Raw genomic sequence first — 14,721 nt, 5'->3', positions numbered from 1 at the left:
CAAGTAGCTTATGCAGACGGCCTGTTGCCGTGCCACGCAAAAAACGGGGGACGCGATGTCGGCGATCGTCGAGGTGGAGAGGGTCTGGGCACCGCCTGCCATCGACCTCTGGGCAGGGCGACGCCCTCTGTGGTGGACCGCCGGCCCCACAGGAGAACTCGCCGTTCTGCTCGTTCACCGGAGGCACCTCCACCAGATCCGTTACATCAAGGGCTGGGTGGGGTGGGGCCCGAAGCTGCCGTTCGACGGGACGCTGGTGCTGCGCCAAGCCGACGGATCGGTTCGGCGGCGGCCGATCAAGGATGTGCAGGTCCGGCCCAGTCACATCGCCCTGCTCCCGGACTCCCGGCTCCTCGTCGCGGGCGGTCGTACGCAGAAGGACGACACTGGTGCGTGGAAGCCGAACGCCCGGGTGTTCTCCCTGGAGAGCGGCGCGCAGGAGAACGCCTTCTGCGTCGGCGACGATCTCCCCGCCCTGGTGACCGACCGCAGCGGATCGATCTGGACGGCCCACGGTGACGAAGGCATCTACGGCGGGCATCCGGAGTCGGGGGCCGGGCTCGCCGGATGGAGTGGCGCAGGGGAAGCGATCTGGGCGCCTGAAGGCCGGCTTCCCGACGTGCCTCTGGAGGGCTGCACCGCCGCCACCGACGGCGACCTGGTGTGGCTGATCTGGTACTCCGGCACTCGTCGCGGCGGCACGTTCCTCACGCGGATCACCCCCGCCACGGGCGAGGTGACGAGCTGGCCCAGTCCCCTGCCCAAACCGGACGGATTCGCCGTACGCGGCGACCGAGCGGTCCTGACCAGGCGCGATCACAACGAACGGACAACCGAAGTGGTCCGGGCCGAGCTGCTCGGCGACACTTGGACCGTGACAGAGCGGCACAAGGTCCATGTGCCCGGGAGGGTCGTCAAGCACTGCGGTCAAGGGCGTGACGGATCTCTGTGGCTTCGCGCCGGCGACACCTGGCTTCGCATCGAGGCCTGATGCACCGCGCCGAACGACGCGAGTGCCGAAACCCGCCCGCTCGACCAAGGCACCGAACAGACGCCTCCGCGCGCACAACACGCGCCACGGAAAAGGCAGTTGCCGAACCGGATCCGGTCATGAACGATCTCGGACCATGATGCCGCGCCCGGCCCGCCCAACTGCCCGCCCGCTCGCTCTGATCACCGGAGTGGGGCGGACCGTCGGCATCGGTGCGGGTATCGCCCGTCGGTTGGCGGCCTCCGGCTGGGACCTCGCCTTCACCTACTGGACCCCCTACGACGAACGCATGGCCTGGGGCTCCGAGCCCGGCGCGACCTCGGCCATCACCGACGCCCTCGCTCAACACGGCGCCGCCACCAAGGCAGTTGAGGCGAACCTGGCCGACCCGGAGGCCCCGGCGCGCGTCTTCGACGAGGTCGAACGCGATCTGGGCGGTGTCACGGCCCTGGTGATGTGCCACTTCGAGTCGGTGGACTCGGGTCTGCTGGACACCACCGTCGAGAGCTTCGACCGGCACTTCGCGGTCAACGCCCGCGCCACCTGGCTGCTGATCCGGGAGTACGGCCGACGGTTCGCCGCCGCTCCGGGCAGCGGTCGGATCATCGCCCTCACCAGCGACCACACCGTCGACAACCTTCCCTACGGCGCCAGCAAGGGCGCCCTGGACCGCATCACCCTGGCCGCCGCGCACGAACTCGCCCACCTCGGCATCACCGCCAATGTGGTCAACCCGGGCCCGGTGGACACTGGTTGGATGACCGAGGAAGGGCGCGCGCACGTGCTCCGCCGGACGCCGCTCGGCCGCCTCGGCACCCCGCAGGACACCGCCCACCTCGTCGACTTCCTCTGCTCACCGGAGGGCCAGTGGATCAACGGCCAACTCCTCATGAGCAACGGCGGGTTCGCGTAACACCGCCCGCCTGCCTCAGAACCCATCCTTGAACCTGTGCTTGAGGCATCCCTGGCATGACGCCGACCAAGCCCGGGGCCGGCATGTCCGCCCGGGTCATGCCCCCAGATCCTCCGTCACGGGCAGGCACTCGGCGAGCAGGTCGACGACGTCGCGCCAAGCTCGCTGCGCGTGCTGCGGGTGGTAGCCGACGCCGGGGACCGTGGAGTGGTCGACCGACGGATGGTGGAAGGCGTGCAGGGCGCCGCCGTAGACCACGAGGCGCCAGTCGACGCCCGCGGCCTGCATCTCAGCGGTGAACGCGTTCCGTTGCGCGGGCGGCATGATCGGGTCTTCCGACCCGACCCCGGCCCACACCGGGCAGCGAATGCGCGCCGCCTCGCCCGGTCGGCCCGTGGTCAGTGCGTTGACTGTGCCGATCGCGCGCAGGTTGACGCCGTCGCGTCCGAGTTCCAGCCCGACGGCGCCCCCGGTGCCGTAGCCGACAGCGGCGATCCGGTCGGGGTCGGTCCGCGGTTCGGTGCGCAACACGTCGAGTGCCGCATGGCCGATGCTCCGCATCCGGTCGGGATCGGCGAGCAATGGCAGGCAACGGGCCAGCATCTCCTCAGGGTCGCTCAAATAGCGCCCGCCGTGGAGGTCGAAGGCCAGCGCTATGTATCCCATTTCGGCGAGAGCATCGGCCCGGCGGCGTTCGACGTCGCCGAGCCCCGGTCCCTCTGGCCCGAGCAGCACCGCGGGTCGGCGGTCGACACCGGCCGGGAGCGCGAGGTGCCCGATCATCGTCAGACCGTCGGCCGGGTACTCGACCGTACGCGTCGTAATCGTCGTAATCGCCGTCATGAGACTGGACTGTAGTGATCGTCGAGCCCGGCCCGTCCGCTGTTCTGCCGCTGGCAGAGCAGCGCACACATCTCCCCGATACGCATATATCTTCCCTGAAACGTTGATATCCCATGAAATGCGGCGATGGCTCATAAGAACCGTCACAGACCTCGCCCCCACGGCAGCTGTCCATCCCGTTGCCCCTTCGACCCGGATCTTCGGGTCAGGCCTCTCACCGGTTTGAAGATGGGTTCTCAGGCGGCACGCGCGCAGTCCTCGGCCAGCCGCAGGCTCTGCCGAACGGCGTGCTGTATGTCGTCGACGGGGAACAGGGCATGCCGTACGGTCCGTTCGGCGTCGACGACCAGGATCAGGCGTTTGTGGCGCAGGCGGCCGGCGCTGCGGAAGGTCGGCAGTCGCAGGGCCGCGCCCAAGTGGTGGTGAGCGTCGGAGAGGAGGGGGTACGGGATCTCCTCCGCGCGGGCGAACTCGGCCTGCTCGTGCGGGAGTTGGGTGCTGATGCCGCGTACGTCCACGCCCGCCCGGCGGAAGTCGGGCCAGGCGTCGCGGAAGAGCCGGTTCTCCAGTGTGCAGCCGGCGACTCCGGGGATCCGCTCGTCCCGGTCGATGCCCGTTCCGGGGTAGGTGAACAGTACGGTCGCGGCGGCGTCCGGCGGGACGACGGGCAGGTCCGTGCCCTGGGTGCCGGGGAGTGCGAGGTCTTCGGGCAGGCGGGTGCCGGTGAGGGCGTGCACCCGGGTGTGCTCGGCACTGTCGGTGTCGGCCGTGGCGGTGAGGCCTCCGTCGCCGAGCATCCACCGGTCGCCCCAGTCCTGCATCGCGACGAGCAGCGGCAGCAGCGCGAGCCCGGCGTCGGTGAGGACGTACTCGTAGCGCACCGGGCGTCGTTGATAGAGGCTGCGACGCAGGACGCCGTGGGCGACGAGCCGGCCGAGGCGCTCGGTGAGGACGTTGCGGGACAGGCCGATCTCGGCGGCCAGCGCGTCGAAGCGGACGTGTCCGCGGGCGATCTCCCGCAGGATCAGCACGTTCCACCAGTCACCCAGAACCACGGCGGCAGCGGCGATGCCGCAGGTCTCATCTGCGTTGTGCTTCCTCATGCACCCATAGTAAGTTCTTTTTCAGGACCCACTTTGTATCTCAGTGGAACTTACTGCCCGCCGATGCCAGAGACGCGGGCCCTGCGTGAGGAGTCGCACCGTGACCGCCATCAGCCGGGTCGTCGCACGCGAGATCATCGACAGCCGGGGCAATCCCACCGTCGAGGTGGACGTCGAACTCAAGGACGGCTCGCTCGGCCGGGCCGCCGTACCGTCGGGCGCCTCCACCGGCGCCCGGGAGGCGGTGGAACTGCGCGACGGGGACCCGACTCGCTTCCATGGCAAGGGAGTTCGGCGCGCCGTGGACGCCGTGAACGAGAGCATCGCGGACGCCGTGATCGGGCTCGACGCCGAGAACCAGGCCACCGTGGACCGGTCCATGATCGAGCTGGACGGTACGGACAGCAAGTCACGGCTCGGCGCCAACGCCCTGCTCGGCGTCTCCCTGGCCACCGCGAAGGCGGCCGCCGCCGCCCACCGACTGCCCCTGTACCGCTACATCGGCGGCGTCGACGCCCGCCTGCTGCCGGTGCCGATGATGAACATCGTCAACGGCGGCGCGCACGCCGACAACCCGCTCGACTTCCAGGAGTTCATGATCGCGCCGATCGGCGCGGCCACCTTCGCCGAGGCCGTCCGGATGGGCTCGGAGGTCTTCCACACCCTGCGCCGCGACCTGATCGCCGCCGGCCACAGTGCGAACGTGGGCGACGAGGGCGGCTTCGCCCCCGCACTGCGCACCGCCGACGAGGCCCTCGACTTCGTCGTGCACGCCATCGAGAAGACCGGCTACAAGCCCGGCACCGACATCACCCTCGTCCTGGACCCGGCCACCTCGGAGTTCTTCCACGACGGCGTCTACGACTACACGGGCGAGGGCGTCCGCCGCACCCCGGCCGAACACGCCGACTACCTGGCCGAGTTGGTCGACCGCTACCCGATCGCGTCGATCGAGGACCCGATGGCCGAGGACGACCACGACGGCTGGCAGGCGCTCACCGCCCGGCTCGGCAAGCGCTGCCAGCTCACCGGCGACGACGTCTTCTGCACCAACGAGACGCTGTTGAGCGCGGGCATCCGGGACGGGATCGCCAACTCGATCCTGGTGAAGGTCAACCAGATCGGCACCCTCACCGAGACCCTGGCCACCGTGGCGACGGCCCACCGGGCCGGCTACAGCGTCGTCATGTCCCACCGCTCCGGCGAGACCGAGGACACCACCATCGCCGACCTCGCCGTCGCCACCGGCTGCGGCCAGATCAAGACCGGTTCGCTCTCCCGCTCCGACCGCACCGCCAAGTACAACCAACTCGTCCGCATCGAGGAGGACTTGGGCGACCAGGCACGCTACGCGGGACGTGCCGCGCTGGGGCTGCGCCGCTGACAGCGGGAACGACCGTCGTGCATCGCGCGGGGTCGTCTCCACGTCAGCGGCCGACCGGGGCCTCCCCGAAACCGGGTGGACCGGCGTCCGCTCGGATCAGGAGACCTTGGCCCCCAGCAGGTCCACCGGGGCGATCACCGGGGGCGCGCTGAGCTTCGTCTGTGCCGCCTCCCCCAGTGCCGCGGCGATCCGGCCCGTCAGGTGTGCCTGGCGACCCTGCTCGTCCTCGAAGGTGTCGAAGACCCCGAAGGTGGTGGCGTCCTCACGGAACGCGAACCAGGTCACCGTGCCCTCCTCCTGCTCGGCCAACTCCTGTGCGCCGCGCAGCATGGCCTCCACCTCGTCGGCGTACTCCGGCTTGGCCTCGATGCGTACCAACAGACCGACCTTCACTGTGACCACTCCTTGCTGCGTACGTACCGCCGGAATCCCGGCGCACCACGAACCTATGGTGGCGGCCGGTGATCACATCAGCGGCAGAAACGACACGGTTGATAGTGTTCCCGCCATGCGAGTAGCGGTCGTCGTCTACGACGGGGTGTTCGACTCGGGGCTCTCCGTGGTCCTCGACGTGCTGAGCAACGCCAACGCGCTGGGCGGGCAGATCCACGAGTCGGCGCCCACCTGGGACGTGACACTGGTCGGCCCCGCTCCGCAGGTGCGGACCCGCGCGGGGCTCGTCGTGGCGCCCGAGCCGCTGGACGCGGCCGAGACGGCGGACCTCCTGGTCGTACCGGCGCTCGGGGAGAGCGATGCTTCGGCGCTGCTCGACCATGTCGGCGGTGACGTGTCCCGTCCCGTACGCGACCTCATCACGCGAACTCGGGTGCGGGGCACGCCGATTGCCTCGGCATGCGCGGGTACCTTCCTGCTGGCCGAGGCGGGCGTGCTGGACGGCGTGCGCGCCACGACGACCTGGTGGCTGTCGCCGGTGTTCCGGAACAGGTATCCGAAAGTCGTGGTGGATCACAGCCAGATGGTCATCAGCTGCGAAGGCATCACCACCGCCGGAGCGGCCTTCGGCCATGTCGATCTCGCACTGTCGATCGTCCGGGCGGGCAGCCCCGCGCTCGCCGACCTGGTCGCCCGCTATCTCGTGGTCGACGAACGCCCCTCGCAGGCCGCGTACACCATTCCCAGCGCGCTGGCCCAGAGCGATCCCACCGTCGCGGCCTTCGAGGTCTGGACCCGCGAGCATCTCGCCGAGCCCATCACCATCCCCGAGGCGGCCAGAGCCATCGGCGTCAGCGAGCGGACCCTGCAACGCTCCGTCCAGCGCACGGTCGGGACATCTCCCATCCGCTTCGTCCAGGACCTGCGGATCGAACGCGCGTCACACCTCCTGCGCACCACCGGCCTGTCCCTGGAGACCATCGCCAGGAAGGTCGGATACGAGCACCCCAACACCCTGCGGGTGCTTCTGCGCGAACGCACCGGGAAGACCACGTCGGCCCTCCGCGGCAGCAAGTGACGCCAGGTCGCTTCAGGGAATGAGCACGATCTTTCCGCGCGTGTGCCGCTTCTCCAGTTCGGCGAACGCGTCGCGGACACCGTCGAGCGGGTAGGTCGCGGCGATGGGGATCTCGATACGGCCGGAGGCGACGAGGTCGGCCATCTCGGTGAGGACCTCGCGGGTGGAGGCATCCGCGCTGCCCGCGCTTTTGGTGCCGAGTTCCTGTGCCTTCTGGAACGAGATGATCGTCTCGATCCGGTCCCTGGAAATGCCCAGTTCTACGGCGAGTTGGACGTACTCGGGGCCGAAGAGGTCGATGAACGCGTCGATCCCGCCGGGCGCCGCCGCACCGAGCGCATCGGCGAGCTGGTCGCCGTACGGGACCGGGGTCGCGCCGTGGGCGGTGAGCCAGTCGGCGTTGGCGGGTGAAGCGATGCCGAGGACCTGCGCGCCACGTACGGCGAGGAGTTGGACGACGACCGTGCCCACCCCGCCCGCCGCGGCCGAGACGGCGACGGTCTCACCGGGCTTGGGGGCCACCGCTTCGACGGCGGCCCACGCGGTGCAGCCGACGACGTAGAGGGAGCCGGCCACCTCCCAACTCAGGGCGTCCGGCTTGGAGATGAGCTGCGACACCGGTACGACGACGTGGGTGGCCTGGCTGGAGCGCTGCCAGGAGAAGCCGAGCACCTCGTCGCCGAGGGCGAAGTCGGTGACGCCCGGGCCGAGTTCGGTGACGATGCCGGCGAGGTCGCTGCCCTGGCCGGACGGGAAGGTCGCGGGGAACCGCTCGTGCATCGCGCCCGAACGGATCGCCGCCTCACCGGGGTTGATGCCGGCCGCCCGTACCTCGACGAGGACTTCTCCTGCGGCGGGTCGGGGCATCGGTACCTCGGTGACGTGGAGGACGTCACGGTCGCCGTACTCGTCGAAGCGCACGGCTCGTGCTTGTGCGGGGCTCATCAGGTCTCCTTCGTCAGGGGTGTTGGGCTGAGTGGGGTGGCGGCTCGGAGCACGGCGAGCGCATGGGCCAGGTGCCCGAGCGCCGTGTCCGGGAGTGGGGCGGCCAGCCGTGTCGCGAGTTCGCCGTCGAGGACCGGACCGGCCACCGCCACCAACTCCCGCCCGGACGGCGTCAGTTCGACGATCGAGGAACGGCGGTCGGCGGGGTGGGGCCGCCGGGTGCAGTGGCCGAGCCGCTCCAGCCGGTCGACGGCCTGGCTGGCGCCGCCGACCGTGATCGAGAGGGCTGCGGCTATGTCGTTCACCCGGCAGGAACCCGCGCGCTCCACGACGAGCATCACGTTCAGGCCGCCCAGGGTCACGTCGCACTCCTGTCGGAGCCGGGCGTCGATCCCGTTCCACAGGTCGGTCTCGAAGCGCACCAGGTCGTCGAACACTTGCCGCAGGTCCACGAGCGGGCCCTCCCTGCTAGATGCATTAGCTCTAATCATATTAGGGCTAATGCACTGTGGACGCATCCCTCTCGACCAGTCCGGGCTCGGACGTGGGACCGCCTTCGCTCAGACCGAACCGCTGGTGGAACTTCCGGAGGAAGCCGGGCGCGTACCAGGCCGAGCGGCCGAGCACGCGCATCGCGGCGGGGACGAGGATGCCGCGTACGGCGACGGCGTCGATGAGGATGGCCAACCCGCTGCCCAGGCCGAAGAGCTGCATGAAGCTGAGCTTCGCCGTCCCGAAGGCGAAGAAGCTCACCGCGAGCAGGCAGGCGGCCGCGGTGACGATGCGTCCCGTGTGCCCGAGGCCGTTGGTCACGGCGGACTCGTTGTCCTCGCCCAGGTCGTGGAGTTCCTTGATCCGGCTGGTGACGAAGACCTCGTAGTCCATCGAGAGCCCGAAGGCGATGCAGAACATCAGCACCGTCATCGACACGTCCATCGGCTGTGCCGTGAAACCGAGCAGGGAGGAGAGGTGCCCGTCCTGGAAGATCCAGGTCATGACGCCGAGGGTCGCGCCCAGGCTGACCAGGTTGAGGAGCAGCGCGCGCAGCGGCTGCACGACGCTGCCGGTGAAGAGGAAGAGGAGGAGGAAGGTGGTGAGGGCGACCAGGGCCACGGCGAGCGGAAGCCGGCTGCCGACGGAGTGCTTGGAGTCGACGAGTACGGCGTCAACTCCGCCTACCAGAGGGTGTGTTCCGGTCGGCGGGGCGACCGCGCGCACGTCCCGGACCAGGCTCTGGGCCTCGTCCGACTTCGGTGTCAGGGTGCTCACCACGTTGATCTGTTGCGCGTCGGAGCGGCCGAGGGCGCTGCTGCCGGCGCCGGTCGCGGTCGGCTGTCCGGCGGCGTAGGTTCCCGTGCTGGTCTCGACGCGGACGACGCCCTTGAGCCCGGACAGTTCGGTCGCGTACGACTCCAGCGGGGTCCTGCTCACGGAGGTGCCGATGACGATGTGGAGGGCGGAGTCCTCGTTGCCGTCGAACTTCTCGCGCAGTACGGAGGAGACCTGGCGGCTGGTGGCGCCCTCGGGCAGGACACGCTCGTCCGGTGTGCCGAAGGTGATGCCGAGGAGCGGGCTCGCCGCGAGCAGCAGGACCGCGAGGACGGGCAGGGCGGTGAGCGCGGGGCGCCGCATGACGGTGCCGGCCAGCCGTCCCCACAGGGGTGCACGGGTGGCGGGGCGGCGACGGTTCGCCCACGGCAGCCGCCCGCCGTTGACCCGGTGGCCCAGGACGACGAACAGCGCCGGCATGACGAACAGCGTGCTGACGGCCGCGATGACGACGACACCGACACCGGCGTAGCCGAAGGAGCGCAGGAAGTACTGCGGGAACACCAGGAGTGCCGCGAGCGCCGCCGCCACGGTCGCGGCGGAGAACGCGACCGTACGGCCCGCGGTGCTCACCGTGCGCCGGACGGCGTCCTCCACGCTTGCTCCTGAAGCGAGTTGCTCGCGGAACCGGCTGACCATCAGCAGGGCGTAGTCGATGCCGAGACCGAGGCCCAGCGCGGTGGTCAGGTTGATCGCGAAGACGGAGACGTCGGTGACGCTGCCGAGGACGTACAGCTCCGCGAAGGTGCCCGCGATGGCGATGGTCCCGATGGCCAGCGGCAGCAGGGCCGCGACCATGCTGCCGAAGACGAGCAGCAGCAGTACGAGGGTGAGCGGCACAGCGATGGACTCGGCCAGGACGAGGTCCTTGGCCGACTGGGTGCCCATGTCGCTGGTCACGGCGGCACCGCCGCCCGCCCGGACCGTGAGCGTCTTCTCGTACGGTCCGGTGTAGGCGTCGATGACGCTCTTCGCGTTCTCGTCCCGCTCGGTGTCGTCGCCCTTCACATGGGCGAGCACCATGGCGTCGCGACCATCCTTGGAGCGGAGGTCCGAACTGCCCGTGTCCCAGTACGAGATGACGTTCTCGAGGTGCTGTTCCTCCTTGAGATGGGCCACCAGGTCCCGGCCGCTGCGCCGCGCGCCCGGGGTGTCGACGCGGCCCTCGTCGGCGCGGACCAGCAGGACCAGATTCGTCTCCCCGCCGAACTTCTCGTCGATGACCTTCGCGGCCCGGGAGGACTGGGAGGCCGGGTCGTCGTAGCCGCCTCCCAACAACTTGGCGAACGCGCCGGCGCCCAGGACGCCCATCAGGGCCACAGCCACGACGGCGACGACGAGTACCAGCCGGGAGCGGCGGATCGCCAGTTCGGCTATGCGTTCAAACACGCCTGTTCTCCTTAGATATCCGAACGTTTGATGTCCATACGTTCGATGCCCATATGGCGAAAAAGGCGCGAACCAGCCGGAGTTGAACAACTGGGCACTCTTCGTCGCCGCGCACGACGTTAGTGAGGAGCAAGAAGATTTGGCAGTGTTAGATTTTCCTCACATCTTGGAACTTCGCGACGCGCGGCGGGAGTTGCCGTCGTACGGTCGGTGCATGCCCGTCGACGAAGACACGACCGCCCCGCCCTCACTGCGCCAGCGGCGCCGGGCCGCCGCCACGCAGGAGATCGTGGACGCGGCCGAGCGCCATCTCACCGAACACGGGCCCGCCGCCCTGTCGTTGAGGGCGGTGGCCCGCAGCCTCGGCATGACCGTGCAGGCGCTCTACCACTACTTCCCGAGCCGGGACGCCCTGGTCACCGCGCTCGTCACCAAGGCGTACGACGACCTGGCCGATGCCGTGCAGGCCGCCGTCGACACCCCGCCGGACGACCCGGACCTGCCCCGCCTGGTGATCGCGACCGAGGGCTATCGCCACTGGGCCATCGCCCATCCCGAGCGCTTCCAACTCCTCTACGGCACACCCCTGCGGGACTACGTGGCCCCCACCGACGGCCCGACCACGCAGGCCTCGCGCCGGATGAGCGAGATCTTCGAGCGCGAGCTGTTCGAGGGGTACAGCGCGGAACAACTGGCCGCGGCCGAGGTCCCCGTGCTCTCGCCGTCGCTCCAGGCCTACTTGGAGCAACTGCCGCACTACGGCCAGGGGTACCTGCCCTCCCCCGCGACCGCTCTGCTGATGAGCGCGTGGGGACACCTGCACGGCCTTGTCGCGCTTGAGGTGTTCGGGCACACGTCCTTCCTCGGTGAGCATCAGGCCGAGCTCTTCCGCATGGCCATGCGGAACCTGCTGGCGGACATCCACCGCAGGATCCCGTGACACGGTCCACTTGAGAACACCGGTGCTTGCAGCCCGCGTTGGCGTCGCACTAGCTTGCCGACGTGGATCTCTTCTCACGCTCGTGGACGGCCCTGCTCGCGGCGGTGGCAGACCTCTCGGACGAAGGCTTCGCGCGGCCGTCGGGCTGTGCCGGGTGGCTGGTGCGGGACCTGGTCTGTCATCTGGTCATCGACGCCCAGGACGTGCTGATCACCCTCGTGACGCCCGCCGACACGGAACCGACCCGTGACGCGGTGACCTACTGGGCCGTCTCACAGACACCGCCCACCGGCGACGATCCGCTCGACGCGTTGATCGTCCGGCTGGCCGCCGCGTACGAGGAACCCTGGCTGCTCAAGTTCCATCTGGACGACGTCGGTTCGGCCGCGGGCCGCGCCGCCCGGCTCGCCGATCCCGCCCTGCGGGTGAGCACGCAGGGCGAGGTGCTCACCGCGGGCGACTACCTCTCCGCGTACGTCCTGGAGTCCACCCTGCACCACCTCGACCTGGTCGCGCACCTCCCGGACGCGGCGGGGCCGTCGACTGAAGTGCTCGCCGGTGCAAGGGAGTTGCTGGAGAGAATCGCCGGGGCAGCCTTCCCGTCGTCGTTCTCCGATACGAATGCGCTCCTCGTCGGCACCGGGCGGCGCGCCCCGACCGGCGAGGAGCAGTCTCAACTGGGCTCCCTGGACGCCAAGTTGCCCCTCGTCCTGGGATAGTCGCACCCCCTCGGCAACTCGGGCCGGAGCGAGCCGAGTTACCGAGGGGCGGACAGCTGCCGTGGCCGGTCAGAGCGCGGCAGCCGCCGCGCGGCCCGCCTGGCGGCCGGAGAACAGGCAGCCACCGAGGAAGGTGCCCTCCATCGAGCGGTAGCCGTGCACTCCCCCGCCACCGAAGCCGGAGACCTCACCGGCCGCGTACAGACCGGGAACTGGTTTACCGGTGGCATCCAGGACGCGGCCCGAGAGGTCGGTCTGGAGGCCGCCGAGGGTCTTGCGGGTGAGGATGTTGAGGCGGACGGCGATCAGCGGCCCGGCGCTCGGGTCGAGGATCTTGTGGATCGCGGCCGTACGGCTGAGTGAATCCCCTGGATAGGAAAGGGCGTTGCGGATGCCCATCACCTGGGCGTCCTTCGAGTACGCGTTGTCGATCTCCCGGTCCCTGGCCTCGATCTGCCGTTGCAGGTCGGCGAGTTTGATCAGGCCGTCGCCGGTGAGCTTGTTCATTCCGAGGACCAGTTCGGAGAGGGTGGTGGCGGTGATGAAGTCGACGCCGTTCTTCCTGAACTTCTCGATCGGCTCCGGCGTCTGCCAGATGCGCGAGAGCAGCATCAGGATGTCCTTGTTGGTGAGGTCCGGGTTCTGCTCCGAGCCGGAGAGCGCGAACTCCTTCGCGATGATCTTGCTCGTGGTGACGAACCACGAGTAGTCGTAGCCGCTCGCGGTGATCGAGCCCAGGGTGTGGAGGGTGTCGTAGCCCGGCATGTCAGGGGCGGAGAACCGCTTGCCGGTGGCGTCGAACCACATCGACGACGGTCCCGGGAGGATGCGGATGCCGTGGTTGGGCCAGATCGGGTCGTAGTTCCTGAGGCCCTCGGTGTAGTGCCACATCCGGTCGGGGTTGACGATACGGCCGCCCGCCGACGCGGTGATCCCCAGCATCCGGCCGTCCACATAGGCGGGCACACCGGTGATCATCGTCTTGGGCGGGGTGCCGAGCCGAGCCGGCCAGTTCTGGCGTACGAGATCGTGGTTGGCGCCTATGCCGCCCGAAGTCACGATCACCACAGGGGCGTTGAGCTCGAAGTCGCCCACCACCGTGCGGGAGGTGGCCTTGCCGCGCTGGGCGGTGCTGGGTTCGAGGATGGCGCCGCGCACGCCGGTCACGGTGCCGTTGGTGCGGACGATCTCGTCGACGCGGTGCCGGAACTTGAAAGTCACCTTGCCGCTGGCGACCCCGGCCCGCACCTGCTTCTCGAATGGCTCGACGACGGCCGGACCGGTGCCCCAGGTGACGTGGAAGCGGGGCACCGAGTTGCCGTGTCCGTCGGCGAGGCCGCCGCCGCGCTCGGCCCAGCCGACGATCGGGAACCAGCGGATGCCGAGGCCGTAGAGCCAGGACCGCTTCTCGTTGGCAGCGAAGTCCACATACGCCTCGGCCCACTTGCGGGCCCAGTAGTCCTGGCCGATCGGGTCGTCGACGCCGCGGTCGAAGCCGGCCGTGCCCAACCAGTCCTGCCACGCCAGCTCTTGGGTGTCCTTGATGCCCATGAGCCGCTGCTCGTCGGAGTCGACCAGGAACAGTCCGCCGAAGGACCAGAAGGCCTGGCCGCCCAGGTTGGACTCGGGTTCCTGGTCCAGGAGCAGCACTTTCTTTCCTGCGGCGACCAGTTCGGCGGTCGCGACGAGACCGGCGAGGCCGTGTCCGACGACGATGGCGTCGGCTGACGAGGCGTCGGCCGCGAACGCCGGTACCGCGTGCGCCGCGAGGGCGGCACCTGCGGCGACACCGCCGGCCACGGTCAGGGCTCTTCGTCGGCTGATCGTTGTGGGGGCCGAGTTCTCCATGGGGTGCCTTCCGGGTCAGGTACGGGAGGTGCGGGAGATGTGTCCGACACGTGGAACGTGCCGCGACACCACAGTTGTTACCGCCGGTAGCACCTAGGGAAACCAAGCTGTGTCGGCCGTGTTGCGTGAGTGAGGTTCAGGACAGGGCGAGCGGGCCGTCGCGGTCGATGAAACGGCCCGAGCCCGCACCAGGTTCTTCCGTCGCTAGGCGCACGATCGCGTCGGTTCCCTCGGTGACCGTCTGGGGGCCGCTGTGGCCGTTGAGGTCGGTCGCCGTGTAACCGGGGTCGGCGGCGTTGACGCGAACCTCCTTGAGTGCCTTGGCGTATTGGGTGGTCAGCATGGTGAGGGCGGCCTTGGACGCGGTGTAGAGCGGCGCGACGACGGACGATTCGATCCGCGAGGGGTCGTGGGTGATGGCGAGCGAACCCATGCCGCTGCTGACGTTGATGATCACCGGGTCCGGTGAGCGGCGCAGCAAGGGGAGGAACGCGGTGATCGTGCGGACCACGCCGAAGACGTTGACGTCGAACACGCCGAGCGCGTCGGCGCCGGTCAGGTCCGCGGGGTCGCCGTGCGGGCCGTGCACACCGGCGTTGTTGATCAGGACGTCGAGGACGCCTTCGTGCGCGGCGACATCGGCCGCGGCGGCGGTGACGGAGGCGTCGTCGGTGACGTCGATACGGACGAACCGCGCACCGAGTGCGGCGGCGGCCTCCTTGCCCCGTTCCTCGTCGCGGGCTCCGACGATCACGGTGTGGCCGAGGGCTAGGAGGCGGCGGGCGGTCTCGTGGCCGAGGCCCTTGTTGGCTCCGGTGATGAATGTGGTGGTCATGCGGCCATCGT

14 protein-coding genes are annotated in these 14,721 nt (G+C 69.5%); 6 read left to right on the top strand and 8 right to left on the bottom strand.

Features of this window, described 5'->3' with window-relative positions:
• Positions 1–55 precede the first annotated feature (55 nt).
• Both OG588_RS47705 and OG588_RS47700 read left to right on the top strand, forming a co-directional pair.
• Complete coding sequence (locus tag OG588_RS47705; protein WP_405952771.1) at positions 56–991, top strand: hypothetical protein; 936 nt, start codon at positions 56–58, stop codon at positions 989–991.
• Positions 992–1,127: 136 nt separating this feature from the next.
• The gene (locus OG588_RS47700; protein ID WP_405952770.1) at positions 1,128–1,904 is read left to right on the top strand and encodes an SDR family oxidoreductase; all 777 of its coding nucleotides are present in this window, start codon (positions 1,128–1,130) and stop codon (positions 1,902–1,904) included.
• Between the two features lie 96 nt (positions 1,905–2,000).
• On the opposite strand, the gene OG588_RS47695 is transcribed toward OG588_RS47700, so the two are convergent.
• Both OG588_RS47695 and OG588_RS47690 read right to left on the bottom strand, forming a co-directional pair.
• Positions 2,001–2,738, bottom strand: a complete 738-nt coding sequence (locus OG588_RS47695; RefSeq protein WP_405953399.1) for a dienelactone hydrolase family protein — start codon at positions 2,736–2,738, stop codon at positions 2,001–2,003.
• Between the two features lie 245 nt (positions 2,739–2,983).
• Positions 2,984–3,850 (bottom strand): winged helix-turn-helix transcriptional regulator, encoded by an 867-nt coding sequence (locus OG588_RS47690; protein ID WP_405952769.1) that lies wholly within the window; start codon positions 3,848–3,850, stop codon positions 2,984–2,986.
• Between the two features lie 100 nt (positions 3,851–3,950).
• Here OG588_RS47690 and eno point away from each other — a divergent pair, with 100 nt between their 5' ends.
• The gene (eno, locus tag OG588_RS47685; protein ID WP_405952768.1) at positions 3,951–5,234 is read left to right on the top strand and encodes a phosphopyruvate hydratase; all 1,284 of its coding nucleotides are present in this window, start codon (positions 3,951–3,953) and stop codon (positions 5,232–5,234) included.
• 96 nt (positions 5,235–5,330) lie between these two features.
• Here the strand turns inward: eno and OG588_RS47680 are convergent, their stop codons facing one another.
• Positions 5,331–5,627 (bottom strand): putative quinol monooxygenase, encoded by a 297-nt coding sequence (locus OG588_RS47680; RefSeq protein ID WP_405952767.1) that lies wholly within the window; start codon positions 5,625–5,627, stop codon positions 5,331–5,333.
• A 115-nt stretch (positions 5,628–5,742) separates the two neighbouring features.
• On the opposite strand from OG588_RS47680, the gene OG588_RS47675 reads away from it, so the two are divergent.
• Entirely contained in the window at positions 5,743–6,705 is a 963-nt protein-coding gene (locus OG588_RS47675) for a GlxA family transcriptional regulator (protein ID WP_405952766.1), read from the top strand.
• Between the two features lie 12 nt (positions 6,706–6,717).
• Here the strand turns inward: OG588_RS47675 and OG588_RS47670 are convergent, their stop codons facing one another.
• The 3 genes from OG588_RS47670 to OG588_RS47660 are packed head-to-tail and all read right to left on the bottom strand — an operon-like array spanning position 6,718 to position 10,368.
• The gene (locus OG588_RS47670) at positions 6,718–7,650 is read right to left on the bottom strand and encodes an NADP-dependent oxidoreductase (RefSeq protein ID WP_405952765.1); all 933 of its coding nucleotides are present in this window, start codon (positions 7,648–7,650) and stop codon (positions 6,718–6,720) included.
• Positions 7,650–8,102: a MarR family winged helix-turn-helix transcriptional regulator gene (locus OG588_RS47665; RefSeq protein ID WP_405952764.1), complete on the bottom strand. Its 453-nt coding sequence runs from the start codon at positions 8,100–8,102 to the stop codon at positions 7,650–7,652. Before OG588_RS47665 ends, OG588_RS47670 begins: the two co-directional genes overlap by 1 nt.
• Before the next feature lie 46 nt (positions 8,103–8,148).
• On the bottom strand, positions 8,149–10,368 hold the full coding sequence (locus OG588_RS47660) for an MMPL family transporter (RefSeq protein ID WP_405952763.1): 2,220 nt from the start codon (positions 10,366–10,368) through the stop codon (positions 8,149–8,151).
• A gap of 214 nt (positions 10,369–10,582) precedes the next feature.
• On the opposite strand from OG588_RS47660, the gene OG588_RS47655 reads away from it, so the two are divergent.
• Positions 10,583–11,308 carry a TetR/AcrR family transcriptional regulator gene (locus tag OG588_RS47655; RefSeq protein WP_405952762.1) on the top strand — a complete coding sequence of 242 codons (726 nt, stop codon included), beginning with the start codon at positions 10,583–10,585 and terminating at the stop codon, positions 11,306–11,308.
• Between the two features lie 62 nt (positions 11,309–11,370).
• Entirely contained in the window at positions 11,371–12,027 is a 657-nt protein-coding gene (locus OG588_RS47650) for a maleylpyruvate isomerase N-terminal domain-containing protein (protein ID WP_405952761.1), read from the top strand.
• A gap of 69 nt (positions 12,028–12,096) precedes the next feature.
• Here the strand turns inward: OG588_RS47650 and OG588_RS47645 are convergent, their stop codons facing one another.
• Positions 12,097–13,875, bottom strand: coding sequence for an FAD-binding dehydrogenase (locus OG588_RS47645; protein ID WP_405952760.1), 1,779 nt, complete (start codon positions 13,873–13,875; stop codon positions 12,097–12,099).
• A 136-nt stretch (positions 13,876–14,011) separates the two neighbouring features.
• On the bottom strand, positions 14,012–14,710 hold the full coding sequence (locus tag OG588_RS47640) for an SDR family NAD(P)-dependent oxidoreductase (RefSeq protein ID WP_405952759.1): 699 nt from the start codon (positions 14,708–14,710) through the stop codon (positions 14,012–14,014).
• Positions 14,711–14,721: the final 11 nt, after the last annotated feature.

Source organism: Streptomyces prunicolor (assembly GCF_045162825.1).
GTDB lineage: Bacteria > Actinomycetota > Actinomycetes > Streptomycetales > Streptomycetaceae > Streptomyces > Streptomyces prunicolor.
The sequence above is the reverse complement of the archived record's forward strand: the minus strand, read 5'-3'. Positions and strand labels throughout refer to the sequence as shown.

What these genes read in the sequence shown, in the direction of transcription:
- OG588_RS47700 (WP_405952770.1), top strand. Translation starts at nt 1,128, where the DNA reads ATGATGCCGCGCCCGGCCCGCCCAACTGCCCGCCCGCTCGCTCTGATC.
- OG588_RS47690 (WP_405952769.1), bottom strand. Translation starts at nt 3,850, where the DNA reads ATGAGGAAGCACAACGCAGATGAGACCTGCGGCATCGCCGCTGCCGCC.
- OG588_RS47705 (WP_405952771.1), top strand. Translation starts at nt 56, where the DNA reads ATGTCGGCGATCGTCGAGGTGGAGAGGGTCTGGGCACCGCCTGCCATC.
- OG588_RS47655 (WP_405952762.1), top strand. Translation starts at nt 10,583, where the DNA reads ATGCCCGTCGACGAAGACACGACCGCCCCGCCCTCACTGCGCCAGCGG.
- OG588_RS47640 (WP_405952759.1), bottom strand. Translation starts at nt 14,710, where the DNA reads ATGACCACCACATTCATCACCGGAGCCAACAAGGGCCTCGGCCACGAG.
- OG588_RS47670 (WP_405952765.1), bottom strand. Translation starts at nt 7,650, where the DNA reads ATGAGCCCCGCACAAGCACGAGCCGTGCGCTTCGACGAGTACGGCGAC.
- OG588_RS47645 (WP_405952760.1), bottom strand. Translation starts at nt 13,875, where the DNA reads ATGGAGAACTCGGCCCCCACAACGATCAGCCGACGAAGAGCCCTGACC.
- OG588_RS47675 (WP_405952766.1), top strand. Translation starts at nt 5,743, where the DNA reads ATGCGAGTAGCGGTCGTCGTCTACGACGGGGTGTTCGACTCGGGGCTC.